The 15,945-nt window shown below is 61.1% G+C and carries 14 protein-coding genes; 4 read left to right on the top strand and 10 right to left on the bottom strand.

Translation table 11 applies throughout. The annotated features are described in order from the left end of the window. Window positions 1–144 precede the first annotated feature (144 nt). Window positions 145–2,481: a bifunctional diguanylate cyclase/phosphodiesterase gene (locus PSH96_RS05560; protein ID WP_305459993.1), complete on the bottom strand. Its 2,337-nt coding sequence runs from the start codon at window positions 2,479–2,481 to the stop codon at window positions 145–147. 342 nt (window positions 2,482–2,823) lie between these two features. Here PSH96_RS05560 and PSH96_RS05555 point away from each other — a divergent pair, with 342 nt between their 5' ends. Both PSH96_RS05555 and PSH96_RS05550 read left to right on the top strand, forming a co-directional pair. Beyond that, window positions 2,824–3,399: a hypothetical protein gene (locus PSH96_RS05555; protein WP_305458030.1), complete on the top strand. Its 576-nt coding sequence runs from the start codon at window positions 2,824–2,826 to the stop codon at window positions 3,397–3,399. A 52-nt stretch (window positions 3,400–3,451) separates the two neighbouring features. Beyond that, window positions 3,452–4,012 (top strand): hypothetical protein, encoded by a 561-nt coding sequence (locus PSH96_RS05550; protein ID WP_305458029.1) that lies wholly within the window; start codon window positions 3,452–3,454, stop codon window positions 4,010–4,012. Between the two features lie 70 nt (window positions 4,013–4,082). Here PSH96_RS05550 and PSH96_RS05545 read toward each other — a convergent pair whose 3' ends face one another. The 9 genes from PSH96_RS05545 to PSH96_RS05505 all read right to left on the bottom strand — a co-directional run bounded on the left by PSH96_RS05545 (window position 4,083) and on the right by PSH96_RS05505 (window position 12,232). Then, window positions 4,083–5,261 (bottom strand): PotD/PotF family extracellular solute-binding protein, encoded by a 1,179-nt coding sequence (locus tag PSH96_RS05545; protein WP_305458027.1) that lies wholly within the window; start codon window positions 5,259–5,261, stop codon window positions 4,083–4,085. Beyond that, window positions 5,258–6,232, bottom strand: a complete 975-nt coding sequence (locus tag PSH96_RS05540) for a GTP-binding protein (protein ID WP_305458025.1) — start codon at window positions 6,230–6,232, stop codon at window positions 5,258–5,260. Before PSH96_RS05540 ends, PSH96_RS05545 begins: the two co-directional genes overlap by 4 nt. Then, on the bottom strand, window positions 6,229–6,525 hold the full coding sequence (locus tag PSH96_RS05535) for a hypothetical protein (RefSeq protein WP_305458023.1): 297 nt from the start codon (window positions 6,523–6,525) through the stop codon (window positions 6,229–6,231). Before PSH96_RS05535 ends, PSH96_RS05540 begins: the two co-directional genes overlap by 4 nt. Before the next feature lie 13 nt (window positions 6,526–6,538). Continuing rightward, window positions 6,539–7,288, bottom strand: a complete 750-nt coding sequence (locus tag PSH96_RS05530; protein WP_305458021.1) for an SDR family NAD(P)-dependent oxidoreductase — start codon at window positions 7,286–7,288, stop codon at window positions 6,539–6,541. A gap of 138 nt (window positions 7,289–7,426) precedes the next feature. Further along, on the bottom strand, window positions 7,427–8,188 hold the full coding sequence (locus tag PSH96_RS05525; protein WP_305458020.1) for an SDR family NAD(P)-dependent oxidoreductase: 762 nt from the start codon (window positions 8,186–8,188) through the stop codon (window positions 7,427–7,429). A 10-nt stretch (window positions 8,189–8,198) separates the two neighbouring features. Beyond that, window positions 8,199–9,539 carry an MFS transporter gene (locus PSH96_RS05520; protein WP_200434648.1) on the bottom strand — a complete coding sequence of 447 codons (1,341 nt, stop codon included), beginning with the start codon at window positions 9,537–9,539 and terminating at the stop codon, window positions 8,199–8,201. 184 nt (window positions 9,540–9,723) lie between these two features. Beyond that, window positions 9,724–10,602, bottom strand: a complete 879-nt coding sequence (locus PSH96_RS05515) for a polysaccharide deacetylase (RefSeq protein ID WP_305458017.1) — start codon at window positions 10,600–10,602, stop codon at window positions 9,724–9,726. A gap of 11 nt (window positions 10,603–10,613) precedes the next feature. Beyond that, window positions 10,614–11,945: an amidase gene (locus PSH96_RS05510; protein ID WP_305458015.1), complete on the bottom strand. Its 1,332-nt coding sequence runs from the start codon at window positions 11,943–11,945 to the stop codon at window positions 10,614–10,616. A gap of 26 nt (window positions 11,946–11,971) precedes the next feature. Next, the gene (locus PSH96_RS05505) at window positions 11,972–12,232 is read right to left on the bottom strand and encodes a hypothetical protein (protein ID WP_305458014.1); all 261 of its coding nucleotides are present in this window, start codon (window positions 12,230–12,232) and stop codon (window positions 11,972–11,974) included. Between the two features lie 47 nt (window positions 12,233–12,279). Here PSH96_RS05505 and PSH96_RS05500 point away from each other — a divergent pair, with 47 nt between their 5' ends. Continuing rightward, entirely contained in the window at window positions 12,280–13,269 is a 990-nt protein-coding gene (locus PSH96_RS05500; protein WP_305458012.1) for a GntR family transcriptional regulator, read from the top strand. Window positions 13,270–13,490: 221 nt separating this feature from the next. Beyond that, on the top strand, window positions 13,491–15,914 hold the full coding sequence (lon, locus tag PSH96_RS05495; RefSeq protein WP_305458010.1) for an endopeptidase La: 2,424 nt from the start codon (window positions 13,491–13,493) through the stop codon (window positions 15,912–15,914). The last annotated feature ends 31 nt before the right edge of the window (window positions 15,915–15,945 follow it).

Here is a 15,945-nt window from a genome sequence, read left to right as displayed (position 1 = left end):
GTTAATGCATCAGGTGACTGACACAGCGCATTCGCGAGCAAGCCCGCACACATTTTGATCAGGAACAGCTTCAATATTCAGGTCGTCTGTCCAACCGCTATCGCAGGCAAGCCAGCTCCCACAGGAATGCCTGGCAATAAAGATTTACAACACCACCCGCTCGCGCCGCATCCACCTCTCAAACGCCATGGCATTCAACGGCAGACTGATCAGGTACCCCTGCGCTGTGTCGCACTTCCACTGCCTGAGCAACTTCAGACTGGGCTCGAATTCCACTCCTTCAGCCACCACCTTGAGCCCCAGGTTATGGCTCATTTCGATGGTCGAACGCACGATCACGCCGTCGCCACTGGCGCTGTCGAGGTTGCGAATAAACGACTGGTCGATCTTCAATTCCTGCACCGGCAAACGCTGCAATTGCGCCAGCGATGAATAGCCGGTGCCAAAGTCATCCACCGACAAGCTGATGCCGCAGCCACGCAGTTGCTCCAGCACACTGAGGGCCTGTTGCGGGTTATGCATGATCGCGCTTTCGGTGATCTCGAAAATCAACTGCTCAGCCGCCACGTCGTATTGCATCAACAAGGCCGTGACGCGAACGGCCAAGTCATCATCGGCCAGGTCGTCCACCGAAATATTCACCGAAAGCTGAATAGGCAAACCGCGCTGCGACCACTCGGCCATTTGCCGGATCGCTTCCTCAATCACCCACAAGGTCAGGCTGCCCATGCTGCCGGTGCGCTCGGCCAAAGGAATGAATTCGGCGGGCGAGACCTGGCCCAGGGTCGGGTGCTGCCAGCGCAACAAGGCCTCAGCCTGGCGCACATGGCCGTGCTTGAGGTCGAGCTTGGGCTGGTAACACAGGAACAATTGGCCCTCGACCACCGCCCGGCGCAGGTCGCGGATCAGGGTGATCTGGCGTTGGTGAGCAAGGTCGCGGTCTTGCTGGTAGATCTGCAAATGCCCCGGCAGGCTCGCTGCATCATGCCGGGCAATGGCCGCGCGGCTGATCAACTCTTCGACCTGCTGGCCATCGGTGGGGTAGGCGGCGATGCCGATGCTGACTTCATGGCGCACCTCGTCATTGCCAATGCGTTGGGGCTCAGTAAGCAGCCCGTAAAGGCGGTCGGCACGGGCTACGGCGCGGTCGATCTCGGTGTTTTCCAGCAACAGCAAAAACTCACTGCCGGCGATGCGCGCCGCGGTGTCGCTGGCCAACAGGCTCATGGACAGGCAGCGGCTGGCTTCACGCAGCATTTCTTCGACGCCCTGAGGGCCGAAGCCTTCGTTGATCACCCGGTAGTTTTCGATCCCCAGGTACAGCAACACCACCGGCCGCCGCGCACTGATCGCACTGCCCAGGCGCTCCATGGCCAGGGCGCGGTTGGGCAAGCCGGTGAGTGGATCATGCAGGGCGTTATGCGCCAGTTGCCGCTCGCGCACAGCGATGCCGCTTTGCATGGCGTTGAAAGCGCGTGCCAGCAAGCCGAATTCATCGTGGCTGCGCACCCGCACCGGCGTGCGGTAGTCACCGGCACCAATGCGTTCAGCGGCCTCTACCAGAGCGTTGAGCGGGCGCGATACGCGGCGCGCCAGCAGCAACGCCGCCGCCAGCGACACCAACAGCACCGCCAGGGCGATGCCGAGAAACTGCCGGTCCAGCGGCGCGAAAGACTCCAGCGCATGGTCGAGCGGGCTTTGCAGCAGCACGCGCACCTCATCGCCATCGCCGGTATTGGCCAGCGGCAATACCTGGCTGAGCACGCGCTGCCCATAAAACTCGGAGATCTGGGCGTCAGGGTTCAGGTGCGCTTCGCGCAGCGTACTGATAACGGTGGCCTGGTAGGCCTCGGGCTGGGTACTGAACAACTCGCCGACGCGGCCGTCCTGCACGCTGAGGAACGACACTTCAAGGTTGCTCATGGAACGCAGTTCGTTGGCGAACAACTTGCCCATGGGAAAGCCCATGACCACGCGGGCGATGGGCTCGGGGTTGAGCACTTCATCCTGCACCAGCAAATAAGGCTGCTCGTCCAAGGCGACGATGAGTATTTGCTGGCCACTGCGCCGCGCATGGCGCAAAGCCTCCTCATAGGGAAACGACTGGCCGTGGGTCAGCACGGGCAAGGTGCTGACGATCACCTTGCCATCCAAGCCCAACACAAATACCTCACTTGAATGCAGGCCCCTGCCATGGCGACGCAGCGCGGCCTGTATTGATTCGGCCTTGCCCTCGATCACCGCTTGTTTGAAGGGCCCGTCGACGGTCAGCCAGTCCAAGCCGTATTGCAGGCGCCGCCCGCGCAGGTCCAGCAGGCGCTCGAACACCTGGCTGCCGGTGGTGAGCTGCACCTGGGCCTGGTTTTCCACGGCCCGAGTGGTGGCGGCCTTGACCGCGAAGTAAGTGGCCGCCACAACCACCAGCAGCAACAGCGCCAACACCCCGGCTATGCGGGTTTGGAAGGTGTGGCGCCACTGCATTGCCGTGCCCTCTGGCAGCGTACGCCGTTCTTTGCCAATCAGTGCCTTTGTCATACGCATTCCTGGCGACTGGTGCCCTGGCGTCAAAAAAACATCTATTTTTATTGATTATTTGGTTTAAGCAGATTAGCTGGGAGCTGGGATAAGTACACCCAGTAAAACCTGCAATCTTTGCGTCATATTACTGACGACCTACGGCTGACCCGGCAGCGCTGGCACACCCACTGCGTTCAAAATCACGCGTATCAAGAGCAGCTTTCCCACCTGTTGCGTCGAATGGCGTGCATAGCGATCACACGCAAGTAATGAAAATATTGAGGTTCTTATTTCAAGGAGGTTGCCATGCGCTATTTGAAGATCACGGCTCAGGATGATTACGACAATGACGTTATCGATGCGGTATATCTGGAGTTTTTTGATGGTATGAACCCCAAGGCTGTCGCTGAAGCGTTGGTCATGAATACCCCGGAGCAGGACCACGGAAGTTTAAAGTGGGTGCTGGCGGATGACATTGATGGCAACGGCGTCTGCAATAAGGTCGATGGCGATTTGGCACGCGCCTTGGCAAGGCAGTTTCTCAAGCTTAAATGGTTGAAGGTTGCGCCCCCTTTTGACCGCTACCTGGAAATCTACTCCGAAGACTTGGATTTGGATGGCAAGCCCGACCTCGTGCGGTTGAGGTTTCATCAAGGAGAGGGCGCACCCACCGATGCAACCTTGGTCAATGCCGCCGCTTGCGTCTTTCTCAATGACCCCGATGGACAGTACGTCATTCTCAATGAACGTGTGAATGCAGACTTGGGCGTCGATGCCAGTGGTGCAGCGCTAGTGGTTGACCTGTGCCGGGACTTTCTGAAGTGCGACTGGAGTAACAGTCGTCCAACCACACCTTGCTCGTTTATCGGTGAGCAACGTTAGACGAGGCAGCAGACAGGCTGGTTTTTCGTCTTTTACTTCTATTGGTATTTTTATGCACTACTTAATCTTACGTGCTCATGATGTTGATAACAGCGATAAGCCCGATGTTGTTTACCTGGACTTTTACAATGACGCCCTGTCCAAGCCTCTCGCGTCAAAAGCCACATTGTTCGATATCAACAGTGACGGAAAATTTGATTGGAGCCTGGCCGACGACATCAACAATAATGGCGTAGCCGACAAACTCGATGAGGTCATGGCGCTTGAATTCGCCCAACAGTTCATCGAATTCAACTGGTTCAGCCCGGACGCGCCATTCGATAGGTACCTCAAGATCTTTGCCGAAGACTTCGATGCCAATGGCATACCTGACACCGTACGCCTGCATTTTCATCAGGGCGAGGGTGAGCCTCGGGATGAAACCATTGCCTACACGGCAGCGCTGTATAAAAACGGCGATGGTTCCGGTAACGGCACCACTGTGAGCTGGGATGTGAACAACGACGGCAAGGTCAACGCCGCCGACACCGAACTGGTCCGTCGCTTCTGTAAAAACTTCCTGGTATTGGGCTGGCATGATGCACACCCCCAAACCGCCAAAAAACCCATGTAAACGGGTGACTCCTCGCCCGAAAAAAACCTGCTGATGGCGACAGGGCCGGTATACCGGCCCACCCTACTGGCTAATTCATGACCCTGGCGCGCATAAAATCTCCCCAACGCCGCACCAGGTAATTGTGCTCATCCATCACCGAGTTCCACACCGCAATGTGCCCCATGCGTTGCTCGTAGGAACCGCCATCGCGCACGTCACCGATGTCGATCAACGGCAACCCATCACTGCCTGGCAACTCCTCGCGGGCTGGCAGGCCGGCGTACCAGTAATCCCACTCGGCGCTGCTCAAATGGTCGCGGGTGCGCGCCGGGTTGCCGATGTAGTAACCCTGGCGCGCCATCACCGCGCCCGGCCAACCCGATAACCACCAATTGAGATAGGCATACGCCGCATCCAACACCGGGCCTTGGGCATGGCGCGACAATGACAAACCGCCAAACCAGGCGCGATAGCCCTCACGCGGCACCGCCAGCCGGTACTTCACACCCGCACGGTGCAGGCGCATCAAGGTCGGCGACCACAGGCTCTGGATATCGATGCTCGGACTGAGCATCAACTGCGCGGCTTCTTCATCATCGGACCAGAACGCGGCGAAGTGCCCTTCCTTCTGCTTGCGCACCAGGATGTCGGCCAGCACATCGATCTCTTCGATGCTCATGTTGCCGATGTCCTTGAACCGCGCCAGCCCTGCGCCCTGCACGGCCAACGCCGCATCCAGCGCGCCGATCGCCGCATCACTTTGCAACGCGGTACGCGCGCGCCAGGCCGGGTCGAGCAGCCAGCCCCAACTTTCATTGCCGTGGCTGAAGCCGTCGGGCAAACGCTCGGGGCGGTAGGCAAAACTGTCGGCATTGTGGGTCAGCGGCAGCATGCTGATACGCTCGGTCACCGTGCTGCCGAGGCTGCCGTCGTGCTGCACGAACAAGCGCTCACTGGGCACGCTGCCGCTGCCGAGACGGTCACTGGGCGATAGCCGGCCGCGCTTGGGCAGGTCATTGATCTCATGCCACAACGCAATACGCCGCGTGTCGATGGGCTGGATCGCCCGCGCCGGCCACACGAAGTCGACGTTGTGAAACCACTGGTCGTACAGGTCGTAACTTTCGGGTTGCATCACCGCAATGCGCTGGGCCTGCGCCACATCGTGCACCTGGTACACCAGGCGAATACCCAGCTCTTGCTCGGCGCGCACGCGCAGGCATTCCAGCAAGGTCACGGAAGTACCGAGGACACGCAGTGTGATCATGCCGCAAACCGCCGTGAGAACACCTCAAACGAGCGTCGCAACAGCGCCGGGTCGAGGCCACGCAGGATAAACACCAGGCGTGACTGGCGGTCGGTGCCTGGCCATGCAGGCAAATGCACCGGGGCATGCAGGCAGTGCTGCACGCCATGAATGACGATGGGGGCCGAGCTTGCGTTCACGTTAAGCAGTCCTTTGACGCGAAGGATTCGTTCGCCGTGGCATCTTAACAGCATCGACAACCACACCCCGAAGCCCACCCAATCCAGCGGCTGCTCAAAGGTCAGGCAGCAGACTTGGGCAGCGCCGTGGCTCGCCGTGGTGGTGCGGTGCAGTTGCCAGCGGCTGACTTCAGCCGCAGGTTCCGCGCTGCGCAAACCTTCGCCGAGCAACAGTTGGTCGCCGCTGTGAACCCCATGGGTATCGAGGATCGGCGTACCGGCATTCAGCGCCTGCAAATGCGCACGTAGTGCGGTGCAATCGCCGGCCAGGTCGGTTTTGCTCAGCAGCAAACGATCCGCCGCCGCCACCTGGGCCAGCCATTCCGGGTGCAGGCGCTCCTGCAGTTCGGCGTGGCTGGCATCGACCAAGGTGATCACCAGGCCAATGTGAAAACGCCCACGCAGTTGCACATCGTTATTCAGGGTGGCGAGGATCGGCGCCGGGTCGGCCAGGCCGGTGGTTTCCAGGATCACGCGTTTGAAGGCCGGGATCTCACCGCGCTCACGGCGTTGCAACAGGCCGAGCAGCGCGTCTTTCAACTCGCCGCGAATCGAGCAACACACGCAGCCGCTGGGCAGCAACACGGTGTCTGGCGCGACCTCTTCCACCAACAGGTGGTCGATGCCGATATCGCCGAATTCATTGATCAACAGCGCGGTATCACCGAGGCTTTCGCCTTGCAGCAAACGCTTGAGCAGCGTGGTTTTGCCACTGCCGAGGAAGCCGGTGATGACATTAAGGGCAATGCTCATGACGACTCCAGATGATCAAGCACACGCGGGTCAAGCGGGTCCAACGGGCGACCGAGCATGTTCTCAGCCGCCTGCCAGAGTTGATCCAGGCCACTCGCCAATGCCTGCTTGCCGGTAGCGCCCAACAACAGATAGGAAGCGCCCTGAAAGTCTTCGACCTTGAGCCGGAACACCGCCAGCACCTGATTGATCGCCGCAATGCGGCGCAGGCGCTCGCGGCGCCTGGGCAGCTCATCGCCCAAGGGATCGCTCCAGTGCAGGTCTTCACCGAGCAGGCCGCAGAGTCCGCACATGCTTACACCTCACTCATGGCATGACATCGCCGGAGTTCGGGCCAAGCGTCTGGCCGACAAACAGGTTGCCACCCGGCTCGCTAGCGAGCAGCACGGCGGTCGGCGCCACTTCATCGGCCAGGCCGAAGCGGCCCAGGGGCAACTCGGCGGCTTTGGCGCGCTTCCAGTCTTCGCTGATTCCGCCCACCAAAGGCGTCTCGATCGGGCCGGGGGCGATGGCGTTGACCAGCACGTTGTCCTTGGCCACTTCCAGCGCCAGGGATTTGGTGAAACCGATCACTCCGGCCTTGGCCGCGGCATAGTGGGTCAACTCGGCGCCGCCCTTGATGCCCAGTTGCGAGGCCACATTGATGATGCGACCCCAGCGCTGCGCGAGCATGTGCGGCAAGGCGCGCTGACTGGCGACAAACACACTGGTGAGGTCGACGCGCAGCATGTCATTCCACATTTCGATGGAGAGGTCGACGCAGCGTGCCTGGGTGAGCATGCCGGCATTGTTGACCAGAATATCGATGCCGCCGAAGTGTTCGACGCAACGGTCGACACTGGCCTGGGCGCCTTCAACGCTGCCCACATCGGCCAGACACTCGACCACCTCGGCGCCGAGGTTGCGGCAGGTGATCGCGGTTTCGGCGAGGCTCGCGGCGTTACGGTCGGCCAGCAGCAAGCGTGCGCCCTCGACGGCGTAGGCACGGGCGATGGCGGCACCGATGCCGCTGCCGGCGCCGGTGATTACGGCACGGCGGTTGTTCAATTGAGACATACACAAATCTCCTAAGGCAAACACGGTCTCCTGTGGGAGCCGGCTTGCCTGCGATAGCGGTGGGTCAGCAACACATGTATTGACTGATCCACCGCTATCGCAGGCAAGCCAGCTCCCACATGTTTAGATCGAGTACTGTCAGTCGGGCCAGCGTACGGTCAAGCCGCCGTCGATGATGATGCTTTGGCCAGTCAAATAGCTCGACGCCTCACTGGTCAAAAACTGCACCAGCGACGCCACCTCATCCGCCCGCCCTACCCGACCCAACGGAATCGCCCGTGCGGCCTTGGCCAAGCCTTCCGGCCCCAAGGAATTCTTCGCATCCAACGACTGGGGCGTCTCGATCAACCCCGGAATCACCGCATTGCAACGAATCCCCAGCGCCGCCAGCTCCACCGCCAGCGAACGGCACAAGCCCGGCACACCGGCTTTTGCTGCTGCGTAATGGCTGTGTTCCTGCCAGCCATACACACCGCCGGCAATCGATGAAATCGCCACCAGCGCGCCGCCCTCTTTCATGTGCCGGCTTGCCGCGCGAAAGGTGCGCATCACCCCCGTCAGGTCGACATTGAGCATCTCGTCCCACAGCTCATCGGTCATCTCCAGTAACGGCGCACGGCGCAGCAAGCCGGCGTTGGCCACGGCGTAATCGAGGCGGCCGAAGTGCTGCACGGCGGCCTCGGCCAGGGCGTCTACCGAGGCGCTATTGCCCACGTCCAGCGGCAGCATCAGGCATTCGCCACCGGCGTCTTTCACCAGGGCCACGGTGGTATGCGGGTCATGGGGGTCGGCCGGGAAATACCCGCCGACCACCGCCACGCCGCTGCGCGCATACGCCACGGCGAGGGCTTGGCCGATGCCGCTGGCGGCACCAGTAATCAAGGCAACTTTACGGCTCATCGAACACTCCTTACTGAACGGTTTCCGGGCGCACATGGCGTGCGGCAAACATCAGCGCACCGGACAAGAAGCACGGCAGCGCGCCGAACCACAGCGCGGCGGTCTGCCAATCACTGCCGGCGGACAACACCTGGGTGGCGCCAAACCCTGCGACCACCGCCCCAATCGGCCCCATGGCATGGATGATCGCGCCGCCGGTGGCACGGATGCTGGTCGGGAAACTCTCGCTGATAAAGAACAACGCCGCCGAGTAAGGCCCGATCAGGAAGAACAGGCCCAGGCTGTACAGCCCCACCACCATCGGCATATTGCTAGGGCCGAACAGCATCCCGGCAAACGCCAGGCCGCCGAGCATCCAGCCCAGGCCGATAACGTTACGGCGGCCGATCTTGTCGCCCATCCAGCCGTGGGTCAGGTAACCGCAGTAGCCCACCAGGTTGGAGAGCACGAGGATGATCAGCGAATTCTCGAACGAAATATGGTGCACGCTGACGATCACCGAGGTGCCGAGCACACTGAACACTTGGATGGCCGCCCAGTTGAGCAACAGCGCGGCGCCGATCACCAGCGTGGCGCGCCGGGCCGGGCCACGGAAGGCGGCTTTAAGGCCAGCCTTGCTGTGTTCGTCGTAGTCGACGCCGTAGGTCACGGCGACGTTTTGTGCTTCTTTTACCGCGCCGCTTTTACGCAGTTCGCTGATGCGCTGATGGATCTGGAACTGCGGGCTCTCCTTGAGCTTGCGCGCCATGATCGCGATCACGATGGCCGGGATCGCTGCAAAGATGAAGCAGCCCTGCCAGCCGATAATCGGCAGCAACAGCGCGGTCAACCCGGCCGCGATCAACGCGCCCACCGGCCAGCCGCCCTGCACCAGGCTGTAGATAAACCCACGGCGCTTGGTCAGTCGCGGGTCTTGCGATGCGCCGTACAACTCGCTGAGGTAGGTGGCGTTAACGGTTTCCTCGGCATAGCCCAGGCCGCCCAACGAACGAATCAGAATCAGCGGCGACTTGCCCCACGCACCGCCTATCGCGGTGAGCGCCGAGCACAGTGCGGAACCTGCCACGGTAAAAATAATGCCTTTACGCCGGCCCAACTTGTCGACAACCGGGCCAATCGCAAAGGCGACCACCGCCGTGCCCACCGCCACCCACGTTGCGATTTCAGCTTGCTCCACTTCACCCCAGCCAAAGTGCCGGCCGATCTCCGGCAGCAAGGTGCCGAACAGGATGAAGTCATACACCGCAAACACCCAGGCGAAAAACGCGATCCAGGTGGCAAAGCGCACTTCCTGGGACGTCAGTTGCCGGGGTTTCCAGCCAGTCAGGTCAAGCTTGTTGTAGATGGACATAAATCGCGCCTCGCAGGGTTGGGGGCAAATGCCGACTAGCTAAGGTGGAACCTGTACCTGTGGCGAGGGAGCTTGCTCCCGCTGGGCCGGGCTGGCGCTCCAGCCCGAAGGGCCCCTAAAAATGGGACTGCTCCGCAGTCCAGCGGGAGCAAGCTCCCTCGCCACAGGTAACGGATGGCTCAGATCAGGTACGCGGTTGGCGGCGGATAAAGTCGTCGGCGATTTCGTCAAAGGTGACGAAGCGCACGCCGGCATGGCTCTGGATGTGTTCGATCAGGCGCTCGAGCATCAACAGCACTTGCGGGCGACCGGACACGTCGGGGTGGATGGTCATGGTGAACACCGCGTGTTCGTGCTCGCGGTAGACCCAGTCGAACTGGTCGCGCCACATTTCTTCCAGGTGACGCGGGTTGACGAAGCCGTGGCTGTTGGGGGCTTTCTTGATGAACATCATGGGCGGTAGGTCGTCGAGGTACCAGTTGGCCGGAATTTCCACCAGGTCGGTTTCTTCGCCGCGCACCAAAGGTTTCATCCAGGTATCCGGGTGCTGGCTGTAATCAATCTTGGTCCAGCTGTCGCCCTTGCGCACGTAGTACGGGTGGAAGTCGTTGTGCATCAGGCTGTGGTCGTACTTGATGCCTTTTTTCAGCAGCAGCTCGTTGGTGACCTTGCTGAACTCCCACCAGGGCGCGACATAACCGGTCGGGCGTTTGCCGGTGACTTGGGTGATCAGCTCGATGGATTTATCCAGGACGATTTCTTCCTGCTGGGCGGTCATCGCAATCGGGTTTTCGTGGCTGTAGCCGTGCACACCGATTTCGTGACCGGCGTCGGCCACCGCCTTCATCTGCTCGGGGAACGTTTCCATCGAGTGGCCAGGGATAAACCAGGTGGTGCGCAGGCCGTAGCGTTCGAACAGTTTGAGCAGGCGCGGCGCGCCGATTTCACCCGCGAACAGGCCGCGGGAGATGTCGTCCGGCGAGTCTTCACCGCCGTAGGAGCCGAGCCAGCCGGCGACGGCGTCTACGTCGACGCCAAATGCACAGAGGATGTCTTTAGCCATGGTGTGTCTCCTTAAAAATTCAGGGTGGTTTCGACCGACAGCGCGGCCCTGAGCAGGCGCGCGTCTTCGCCACTCGGCGCGCTGAGCAGCAGGCCGGTGGGCAAGCCCAGGGCATCACGGCCGCTGGGCAGGCTGACGCCAGGCATGTCGAGCAAACTGCCGGGCATGGTCAGGCGCAGGGTGGCGAGGTTGGTTTTGACGAACAGCTCGTCATCGGCTTGCAGCGGTGCCAGCGCCGGGGCGACATGGGCGACCGTCGGGGTAATGAGAACGGCACCGTCGAGCTCATCGACCAGTTGGAGCTGCAAGCGGCGGCGCGCGTCGATCAGGTGCAACAGTTGGCTGGCGGGCAATTCACGTGCGGCCTCCAGGCGCCGGCGTACACGCGGGTCGAGTTGCTCGGCATCGCTGCTGTCCAACAGGTTTTCGTGCAGGGCGAAGGCTTCGAATGAGCCGAGCCAGCCGTCCTGCTTGATCAGGTTGAGGGTGGCCTGGAAGGTGGCTGATGCGCGCACCTCGATCAACGCACCGGCGGCCTTGAGCTGGTCCACTGCGCGCAGCAGGTTATTGCGCACGGCGGGTTCGATGTCTTCCAGCGCGCCTTGCTCAAGCACAAAATGCTGGCCCTTGAGGCTACGGGCGACGTGCTGTTGCGTGCGGCCGTTGAGCAGGTCGTCGATGGCCAGCGCATCGCGCACGCTGCGGGTCAGCGGGCCGAGGCTGTCGAGGGTGTGCGCCAGCGGGAATACGCCGTCGCGGCTGTAGCGTCGACAGCTGCTGCGATAGCCCACTACACCATTGAGCGCTGCGGGGATGCGGATCGAGCCGGCCGTGTCGGTGCCCATGGCGATGGGCACGATCCCCGCCGCCACCGCGACCGCCGAGCCCGACGACGAGCCGCCGGGGATACGCGGTTGATCGCTGCCACTGGGGTTATGGGGCGTGCCGAAATGCGGGTTCAGGCCCAGCCCGGAATACGCCAGTTCGCTGAGGTTGGTCTTGCCGATGCTGACCATGCCGGCGCGGCGCAACAGCCCGACACTGGGCGCATCGATCAAGGCCGGCGCAGCGTTGCGGCGATAGGCAGCCCCTGCGGTGGTGATGCTGCCGGCCACGTCGAACAAATCCTTCCAGGCCAGTGGCACGCCGTCGAATAAACTTAAGGGCTGACCGGCACGCCAGCGCGCGGCTGCCGCCTCGGCCTCACGGCGTGCGCGCTCGGCGGTCAGGGAAATAAACACACTGGGCGCCATGCTCGCGTGGACGAGTGCCTGTTCCAGCGCCTGCACCGGGTCGTTGCGACCGCTGGCAAAATCCTGGGCCATTGAGGTGGCGTCTGACATCGAGATGACCCCCATAAACGTACATATTAATAAAATGTACATTTTACAAAGGCAGATTTCGTGCCAGTCTCTTTAGAGGTGTTGTCGTGCTCGTAAGGTTTATCGCCAACAACTGCGGGATAGATGGTTGTGCGGTTTGCAAAAAAAAGTGATGTGAGTGATGAGGCCAGCCTCAATTGAAATAATGTATCTTTTATTAATAAATACATTTTGGTGCGAAAAGTAACGTTTTTCTCTTTCCGGCCCCAAAAAAGTGCCACCACTGTGGCGCGGAGTGACAGGCTCATCTATGAGAGAATCCCCGGCCACTTTCCTACACGCCCAAGAGAACACGATGAAAGCAGTGTCCGCCTCGGCCTCCCGTTACGCGATGATTCACCAAGTGTTGCGTAATGCGATCGTCAACGGCACCGCGCGCCATGGGCTGGTGCTGCTGGAAGCGCCCCTGGCCGAACTGTTCGGCACCAGCCGCGTGCCGGTGCGCAAGGCTCTGGACCTGCTGCATGATGAGGGCCTGATCTGCCGCTTCAATGGCCGGGGTTACTTGATCAACCCCAAAGGCCTGGCCATGGAGCCGCTGCGCTTGCCCCTGAGCCAGGCGCATCTGGGCCTTGATGGCGAGGCTGAGTGGGTGGATACGCGGCCGCTGGGTGAGCGGATCGTCGAGGAAATCGGCGCGGCGCTGTCCACCTGCATCGCTTTTGGCCACTACCGCCTGGACGAGCAAGCCGCCGCCGACCACTACGGCGTCAGCCGCGCCGTGGTGCGTGAAGCGCTGATGCGCCTGCGCGACCGTGGCCTGGTGGAAAAAGAACCCTACTCCCAGTGGCTGGCCGGGCCATTGACCGCACGGGAAGTCACCGAAGACTACGAATTGCGCGCCTGCCTGGAACCCGAGGCGCTGCGCCAGAGCGCGCCAAACCTGGACCGCGAGATGCTCGAAGCGATGTTGCAGCGGGTGCTGGACGCCCAGCAAAGCCCGCACTGCAGCCTGGAAACCATCGAGCAGATCGAAGAAGACTTGCACCAACGCTGCCTGGCGGGCTTGCAAAACCGCAAGATCGCCGCGCTGATCCGCCAGGGCCAGAGCCCGATGATCATCAGTCGTATTTTTTACCGTTTACTGGGGATCGGCGCAGATCCTGCCATGCTCGCCGAACATCGCCTGATTCTGGAGTTGTTGCTGCATGGGGCATTTGATGCGGCGGCGCTGAATTTGCGCGAGCATTTGCAGCGGGCGCGGCAGCGGATGTTGCAGCGGCTTAAGGTGCTGTCGGTGTTACCGGAGCAGCCGCTGCCGGCCTACCTGCACAAAATCAGCTGACTTCACCCGATCTGAAATGTGGGAGCTGGCTTGCCTGCGATGGCGGTGTATCAGCGACTGATACGTTGACTGGCCCACCACTATCGCAGGCAAGCCAGCTCCCACAGGGTTCAGCGGTGCTGGCGGAAATTTCATGCAATATGTTGCTATCTCACGCCCACCATTGAAACCACCGCAACCTCGCCCCATCTAACCTGCATACTTCCTTATGCAGGTGCCCCATGAGCGACCAGCAAGAATTCCCGGACATCGACCTGAACGATTACGCCGACCCCGAAAACGCTGAACACGAAACCTCGTCCAACACCGGCCTGGCCCTGCCTGGGCAAAACCTGCCGGACAAGGTCTATATCATCCCGATCCACAACCGGCCGTTTTTCCCGGCGCAGGTATTGCCGGTCATCGTCAACGAAGAGCCGTGGGCCGAAACCCTGGAGCTGGTGAGCAAATCCGACCACCATTCGCTCGCGCTGTTTTTCATGGACACGCCACCCGAAGACCCGCGCCACTTCGACACCTCCAGCCTGCCGCTGTACGGCACGCTGGTGAAGGTGCACCACGCCAGCCGCGAAAACGGCAAGCTGCAATTTGTCGCCCAGGGCCTGACCCGCGTGCGCATCAAGACCTGGCTCAAGCACCATCGCCCGCCGTACCTGGTGGAAGTCGAATACCCGCACCAGCCCACCGAGCCGACCGATGAGGTCAAGGCCTACGGCATGGCGCTGATCAACGCGATCAAAGAACTGCTGCCGCTCAACCCGCTGTACAGCGAAGAGTTGAAGAACTACCTCAACCGCTTCAGCCCCAACGACCCGTCGCCGCTCACCGACTTCGCCGCCGCGTTGACCTCGGCCACCGGTAACGAGTTGCAGGAAGTGCTGGACTGCGTACCCATGCTCAAGCGCATGGAAAAAGTACTGCCGATGCTGCGCAAGGAAGTTGAAGTTGCGCGCCTGCAAAAAGAGATTTCCGCCGAGGTGAACCGCAAGATCGGTGAGCATCAGCGCGAGTTCTTCCTTAAGGAACAACTCAAGGTCATCCAGCAAGAGCTGGGCTTGACCAAGGATGACCGCAGCGCCGATGTCGAACAGTTCGAACAGCGGCTGGTGGGCAAAACGCTGCCGACCCAGGCGCAGAAACGCATCAGCGAAGAAATGAACAAACTGTCGATCCTGGAAACGGGTTCGCCGGAATACGCGGTCACGCGCAACTACCTGGACTGGGCCACTTCCGTGCCGTGGGGCGTGTATGGCGAGGATAAACTCGACCTTAAACACGCACGCAAGGTGCTGGATAAGCACCATGCCGGCCTTGACGATATCAAGAGCCGTATCCTCGAGTTCCTGGCGGTGGGTGCCTATAAAGGCGAAGTCGCCGGCTCCATCGTACTGCTGGTCGGCCCGCCAGGCGTGGGCAAGACCAGTGTGGGTAAATCCATCGCCGAATCCCTGGGCCGGCCGTTCTACCGCTTCAGCGTCGGCGGCATGCGCGATGAGGCCGAAATCAAGGGCCATCGCCGCACCTACATCGGCGCCCTGCCGGGCAAGCTGGTGCAGGCGCTTAAAGATGTGGAAGTGATGAACCCGGTGATCATGCTCGACGAGATCGACAAGATGGGCCAGAGCTTCCAGGGCGACCCGGCGTCGGCGCTGCTGGAAACCCTGGACCCGGAGCAGAACGTCGAATTCCTCGACCACTACCTGGACCTGCGGCTGGACCTGTCCAAAGTGCTGTTCGTGTGCACCGCCAACACCCTGGACTCGATCCCCGGCCCGTTGCTGGACCGTATGGAAGTGATTCGCCTGTCGGGCTATATCACCGAAGAAAAAGTCGCCATCGCCAAACGCCACCTGTGGCCCAAGCAGCTGGAAAAAGCCGGCGTGGCGAAAACCAGCCTGACCATCAGCGACGGCGCCCTGCGTGCCTTGATCGACGGTTACGCACGGGAAGCCGGGGTGCGCCAGCTGGAGAAACAGCTGGGCAAACTGGTGCGCAAGGCCGTGGTCAAGTTGCTGGATGAGCCGGACTCGGTGATCAAGATCGGCAACAAGGACCTGGAAAGCTCATTGGGCATGCCGGTGTTCCGCAACGAGCAAGTGCTGTCCGGCACGGGTGTGATCACGGGTCTGGCCTGGACCAGCATGGGCGGCGCGACCTTGCCGATTGAGGCGACGCGCATCCACACACTCAATCGCGGCTTCAAACTCACCGGGCAGTTGGGTGAAGTGATGAAAGAGTCCGCCGAGATTGCCTACAGCTACATCAGCTCTAATCTGAAGTCGTTTGGCGGGGATCCGAAGTTCTTCGATGAAGCCTTCGTGCACCTGCACGTGCCGGAAGGCGCCACACCCAAAGACGGCCCGAGCGCGGGTGTCACCATGGCCAGTGCGTTGCTGTCGCTGGCACGCAACCAACCGCCGAAAAAAGGCGTGGCCATGACGGGTGAACTGACGTTGACCGGGCATGTGCTGCCGATTGGCGGGGTGCGCGAGAAGGTGATTGCGGCGCGGCGTCAGAAGATTCATGAGCTGATTTTGCCGGAGCCGAACCGTGGCAGCTTTGAGGAATTGCCGGAGTACCTGAAGGAAGGCATGACCGTGCACTTTGCCAAGCGTTTTGCGGATGTGGCGAAGGTGCTCTTCTAAATTTCACTCCAACCCTGTGGCGAGGGAGCTT

The sequence above is a fragment of the Pseudomonas sp. FP2338 genome (assembly GCF_030687515.1).
Taxonomy (GTDB): domain Bacteria; phylum Pseudomonadota; class Gammaproteobacteria; order Pseudomonadales; family Pseudomonadaceae; genus Aquipseudomonas; species Aquipseudomonas salomonii.
This window is presented reverse-complemented; position numbering and strand designations above follow the sequence as displayed.

Coding starts and splice junctions, on each gene's coding strand:
- PSH96_RS05545 (WP_305458027.1), bottom strand. CDS start 5,261: ATGATCACACTGCGTGTCCTCGGTACTTCCGTGACCTTGCTGGAATGC.
- PSH96_RS05550 (WP_305458029.1), top strand. CDS start 3,452: ATGCACTACTTAATCTTACGTGCTCATGATGTTGATAACAGCGATAAG.
- PSH96_RS05530 (WP_305458021.1), bottom strand. CDS start 7,288: ATGTCTCAATTGAACAACCGCCGTGCCGTAATCACCGGCGCCGGCAGC.
- PSH96_RS05505 (WP_305458014.1), bottom strand. CDS start 12,232: ATGAGCCTGTCACTCCGCGCCACAGTGGTGGCACTTTTTTGGGGCCGG.
- PSH96_RS05500 (WP_305458012.1), top strand. CDS start 12,280: ATGAAAGCAGTGTCCGCCTCGGCCTCCCGTTACGCGATGATTCACCAA.
- PSH96_RS05520 (WP_200434648.1), bottom strand. CDS start 9,539: ATGTCCATCTACAACAAGCTTGACCTGACTGGCTGGAAACCCCGGCAA.
- PSH96_RS05560 (WP_305459993.1), bottom strand. CDS start 2,481: ATGCAGTGGCGCCACACCTTCCAAACCCGCATAGCCGGGGTGTTGGCG.
- lon (WP_305458010.1), top strand. CDS start 13,491: ATGAGCGACCAGCAAGAATTCCCGGACATCGACCTGAACGATTACGCC.
- PSH96_RS05555 (WP_305458030.1), top strand. CDS start 2,824: ATGCGCTATTTGAAGATCACGGCTCAGGATGATTACGACAATGACGTT.
- PSH96_RS05540 (WP_305458025.1), bottom strand. CDS start 6,232: ATGAGCATTGCCCTTAATGTCATCACCGGCTTCCTCGGCAGTGGCAAA.
- PSH96_RS05535 (WP_305458023.1), bottom strand. CDS start 6,525: ATGTGCGGACTCTGCGGCCTGCTCGGTGAAGACCTGCACTGGAGCGAT.
- PSH96_RS05515 (WP_305458017.1), bottom strand. CDS start 10,602: ATGGCTAAAGACATCCTCTGTGCATTTGGCGTCGACGTAGACGCCGTC.
- PSH96_RS05525 (WP_305458020.1), bottom strand. CDS start 8,188: ATGAGCCGTAAAGTTGCCTTGATTACTGGTGCCGCCAGCGGCATCGGC.
- PSH96_RS05510 (WP_305458015.1), bottom strand. CDS start 11,945: ATGTCAGACGCCACCTCAATGGCCCAGGATTTTGCCAGCGGTCGCAAC.